Source organism: Aliiroseovarius sp. (genome assembly GCF_030148435.1).
Taxonomy (GTDB): domain Bacteria; phylum Pseudomonadota; class Alphaproteobacteria; order Rhodobacterales; family Rhodobacteraceae; genus JASBTN01.
On record NZ_JASBTN010000031.1, the window covers coordinates 1 to 4,449 of the forward strand.

At 66.1% G+C, this 4,449-nt stretch carries 5 protein-coding genes; all 5 read right to left on the reverse strand.

All coding sequences use genetic code 11. The features are described 5' to 3' along the window. Positions 1–786 (reverse strand): SMP-30/gluconolactonase/LRE family protein (locus tag Q1V43_RS05705; protein ID WP_300515074.1); only part of this gene is annotated, 786 nt, incomplete at its 3' end. After that, a complete protein-coding gene (locus tag Q1V43_RS05710; protein ID WP_300515077.1) occupies positions 783–1,388 on the reverse strand; it encodes a 2-dehydro-3-deoxy-6-phosphogalactonate aldolase in 606 nt (201 codons plus the stop codon). The genes Q1V43_RS05710 and Q1V43_RS05705, both read right to left, overlap by 4 nt. After that, positions 1,385–2,275: a 2-dehydro-3-deoxygalactonokinase gene (locus Q1V43_RS05715; protein WP_300515080.1), complete on the reverse strand. Its 891-nt coding sequence runs from the start codon at positions 2,273–2,275 to the stop codon at positions 1,385–1,387. Before Q1V43_RS05715 ends, Q1V43_RS05710 begins: the two co-directional genes overlap by 4 nt. A gap of 5 nt (positions 2,276–2,280) precedes the next feature. Next, the gene (locus Q1V43_RS05720) at positions 2,281–3,051 is read right to left on the reverse strand and encodes an SDR family oxidoreductase (protein ID WP_300515086.1); all 771 of its coding nucleotides are present in this window, start codon (positions 3,049–3,051) and stop codon (positions 2,281–2,283) included. Then, positions 3,048–4,449: dihydroxy-acid dehydratase (locus Q1V43_RS05725; protein ID WP_300515083.1), on the reverse strand; the 1,402-nt coding region annotated here is incomplete at its 5' end. The genes Q1V43_RS05725 and Q1V43_RS05720, both read right to left, overlap by 4 nt.

The window sequence follows — 4,449 nt, forward strand, 5'->3', positions numbered from 1 at the left end:
GCCTTGCACGCCAACATCAATGGCGAAGGTCTTGCCGCCGTGTTCCTCGTCGACGCCCTCGGCGGCGGAGGTCACATGCAGCGTGGTGCCCGCGAAGGCCGGGCACGTCACCTGGCTGGCGGGCAGGTCCACATGGGACAGGAGGTTGCCATCCGGCCCGAAACGCACCACACGCGACGCCCCCCATTGTGCGACCCAGAGGCAGCCGTCCGCATCGACCACGGCCCCATCCGGCCCGTCGAGCCGCACGAAGGGTTCGGCCGCGCCTTCGGGCCAGCCTTCTCCGTCCAGAGGCTGGCGCATCACCGTGCCAGTGGGCGTGTCGGTGTAATAGGCCGTGCGCCCGTCCGGCGCGAAGCAGATCGCGTTGGAGATCGTAATGTCCTGGTAGAGCACTTCCAATCGGCCCTTGTAGAAGCGATAGATTGCGCCCGCCCCGGGTTCCAGTTCCTTGCCCATGGTGCCGATCCAGAAGCCCCCATACGGGTCCGCACGGCCATCGTTCGACCGGGTGACAGGCTCGTCGGCCTCCAGCGGCACGACATGTTCGCTCTCACCGGTGGGAATGTGGAAGCGCAAGAGCGCGACCTCGGAGGCGATCAGAAGCGTATCGTGATCGACCCAGCCCGCAGCGGAGACATGGTGATCGAATTGCCAGTCCCGTGGCTGGTTCCCGTCGCGGGTCAGCAGCCGCTTGCTCTTGATATCGAACCAGAAAAGCTGTTCGCGGGCAGGGTGCCAGAGCGGGCCTTCGCCCAGAATGCAGGCACGGTCGTCAAAGATCATGACCGGGCCTTGTCATAGGTGGCGACAATGGTGGCGGCCTTGGCCGCAACCGCGTCCGGCGTATCGCCGGGCTTGTAGATGGCTGAACCGATGCCGAAGCCGGTGGCGCCAGCGGCGACCCATTCGGCGAAGTTTTCCGGGCCTGCGCCGCCGACGGCGAAGGTCTCGGTCCCCTTTGGCAGCACCGCGCGTATGGCTTTCAGACCGGAGGGACCGACCAGCTCGGCGGGAAAGAATTTCAGCCCGTCCGCGCCGTGACGCAGGGCGGTAAAACAGTCGGTCGGGGTCATGACCCCCGGAAAGCTGGTGAGCCCGGCGGATTTGCTGGCGCGGATCACATCGGGGTTGCAATCGGGCGAGACGATCAGCTTGCCCCCGACGGAGGCCACGGCGGCCACGTCTTCGGGGGTCAGCACGGTGCCCGCGCCGATCAGGGCGCGGTCGCCATGGGCCTCGGACAGGCGGGCGATGCTGTCCAGGGGCTCGGGCGAGTTCAGCGGAACCTCGATCCGGTCGATGCCGGCGTCCAGGATGGCACCTGCGATCGCGGTGACTTCGGCGGGGGTCACGCCCCGCAGGATGGCGATGATGGCGCGGCTCATGCGGTGTCCTTCATGGTCTGGTAGGCGGCGGTCAGCCCCGCGAGGGTCAGATCGTCACCGGAATGGAGCGTCGGGGCGAGCCCCTGAGCGGAAAGCGCAGTGGCATAGGTTTGGCACAGGTCCGGCGCACCGATCAGCGCCACCTGCTGACCCAGCCAGTAGGGTTTGGTGGCAGCAAGTTCGAGGCCGATCAGCAGCCCGGACAGGCGGGCGCGGGCCGTCGCGGGGGTCTGGCCGTGCAGAAGGCTGTCTGCGCGCAGGGTAAAGAGCCTGGCGGCAATGGCCTGCGGGCGGGACATGGCGTCGCCCACGGCGTCGGCGAAGGCTTCATCGTCCCAGCCCGCGCCCATGGAATGGCGCAGCACGGACCCGGTGGAGAGCAGCGCGAACAATTCGCCGGTCATCACGGTCTGGAAACTGACGATTTCTTCGGCCGAGACATGTGCCCATTTCGTATGCGTCCCCGGCAGGCAGAGCACCCCGTCGAATTGCGGATCGCGGGCAAGGAAACCGGCAATCTGGGTTTCTTCCCCGCGCATGACATCCGCCGGGCTGTCCTGTGATACGCCGGGCAGGATGCGCAGGTCGAGGCGCCCATCCTGCGTGGGCACCCGGATCGCCTCCGCAATACCGGGCGCCTTGCAGGGCACCTTGGCATAGCGCGCTTCGACCCAACCCTGACGTGCGCCGACCATGCCGCAGGCGATGACGGGGGTGGAGCCGGTAATACGGTCCGCCACCAGCTCCAGCAGGGCCGGTTCGAATTCATCCGGCGCGAGCCCGCCCATGCCCTTGTCCGAGCGCAGACAAACCGCCTCGCCGCCGCCCATCAGCCAGGCACGCAGATGCGTCGTGCCCCAATCCACTGCGATCCAGTCAACCGTCATCCTGCTTATCCCGTCACAACCACGCCGCCATCGACGACCATCATCTGGCCCGTCATCATACGCGAGGTGTTGGACGCCAGAAACAGCACGGCGTCAACAATGTCGCGCGGCTCAAGCTCGTCTTTCAGACACTGGCGATCCAGATGCGCGGCCAGCGCCTCGGGCGTGACCCACATTTCGCGCTGTTTGGGGGTCATGACCCAGCCGGGAGCCAGAGCGTTGACGCGAATCCTGTCCGGGCCGAACTCGCGCGCCAGCGAACGCGACATGCCGTTCAGCCCGGCATTGGCGGTGGTGTAGGACGGGTAGCCGGCGTTGCCCATCATGTAGCTGATCGAGCTGAAATTGATGATCGAACCGCCGCCCGCCTCGCGCATTCCGGCAACCACCGCCTGGCAGGCGAAGAAATAGGCCTTGAGGTTGATAGCCTGGGACCAGTCCCAGAATTCCTCGGTTACGTCCTCGGTTGCATGGCGCTTGTCATTGGCGGCGTTGTTGATGAGCGTGGTAATCGGGCCGTGGGCATCGGCGGATCGGGCGATGGCGGCTTGCAGGGCCGGGATGTCGGTGATGTCACACTGGATGAACAGGGGGCGCACCCGGTGCTTTTCTTCCATCTCGTCACAGAAGCCGGAGGCATCGGAGCGCTGGACGAAGGCCACCCTGGCGCCCTGTTCGATGAATCCCTCGGTGATCGAGGCACCGATCCCCGCGCCGCCGCCGGTAATGAAAACACTCGCCCCCTTGAGGTCGTGAAACGTGGCTGTGGTCATCAGTGGCTCTCTCTTGTCACGGGGCGGGTGTCCTTGCCCACCAGGAAGTCCAGATCGACGCCCTGGTCGGCCTGCAAAACATGGTCGATATACATCTTGGCATAACCGCGGGTGTAATGCGGGGCCTCGGGCGTCCAGGCGGCGCGGCGGGTGGCCAGTTCCGCCTCGGGCACCAGCAGCTCCAGCTCGCCCTTCGAGGCCGACAGGCGGATGCGGTCGCCGGTTTGCACAAGCGCCAGCGTGCCGCCCGCGTTGGCCTCGGGCGCGACATGCAGCACCACGGTGCCGAAGGCGGTGCCGGACATGCGGGCATCCGAGACGCGCACCATGTCGCGCACGCCCTCCTTCACCAGCTTGGCCGGGATCGGCATATTGCCCACTTCGGGCATGCCCGGATAACCCTTGGGCCCGCAGCCCTTCAGCACCAGGATGCTGTCCCTGGTGACAGGCAGGTCGTCGCGGTCCACGTTGGCCTTGAAGTCCTCGATGCTTTCGAACACGTAAGCCTCGGCCTCGTGTTCCAGAAGGTGATCGCTGGCAGCCGAGGGTTTGATGATCGCCCCCTTGGGCGCCAGGTTGCCCTTGAGCACGCGCAGACCCGCGGCGGGTTTCAGCGGGTTTTCCATGGTGCGGATCACGTCATCGTTCCAGCATTCGGCACCATCCGCATAGGCGGAGATGTCGCCGCCCAGCACGGTCCTGGCCGGGCGGAGCCTGTCGCCCAGCCGTTTCAGCACCACGGGCATGCCGCCCGCGTAACAGAAATCTTCCATCAGGTATTTGCCCGAGGGCATGCAGTTGACCAGCAGGGGCACCTCGCTGCCCAGTTCGAAATCTTCGAGGCTCAGGTCGACCCCGACCCGGCCCGCGATGGCCAGAAGGTGCACGACCGCATTGGTCGAGCCCCCCACGGCGGCGTTGGCCAGGATCGCGTTCTCCAGGCTTTCGCGGGTCATGACGCCCGAGAATTTCAGCCCCTCCTCGACCATTTCGACGATGCGTTTGCCGGTCATGTGGGCCAGGGCCATGCGCCGCGCGTCCACGGCGGGAAGCGCCGCGTTGGTGGGCAGCGACATGCCCATCGCCTCGACCAGCGAGGCCATGGTGGAGGCCGTGCCCATGGTCATGCAGACCCCCTTGGAACGGCTCATCCCCGATTCGGCCGCCATGAAATCTTTCAGCGTCATTTCGCCCGCGCGCACCGCTTCGGAGAATTTCCACACATCCGTGCCGGAACCGATGTCCTTGCCCTGCCACTTTCCGTTCAGCATCGGGCCGGAGCTGACCACGATGCTCGGCAGGTCCACGGAGGCCGCGCCCATCAACTGGCCCGGCGTGGTCTTGTCACAGCCACCCAGCAGCACGACGCCGTCGATGCCATAGGCGCGGATCGACTCCTCG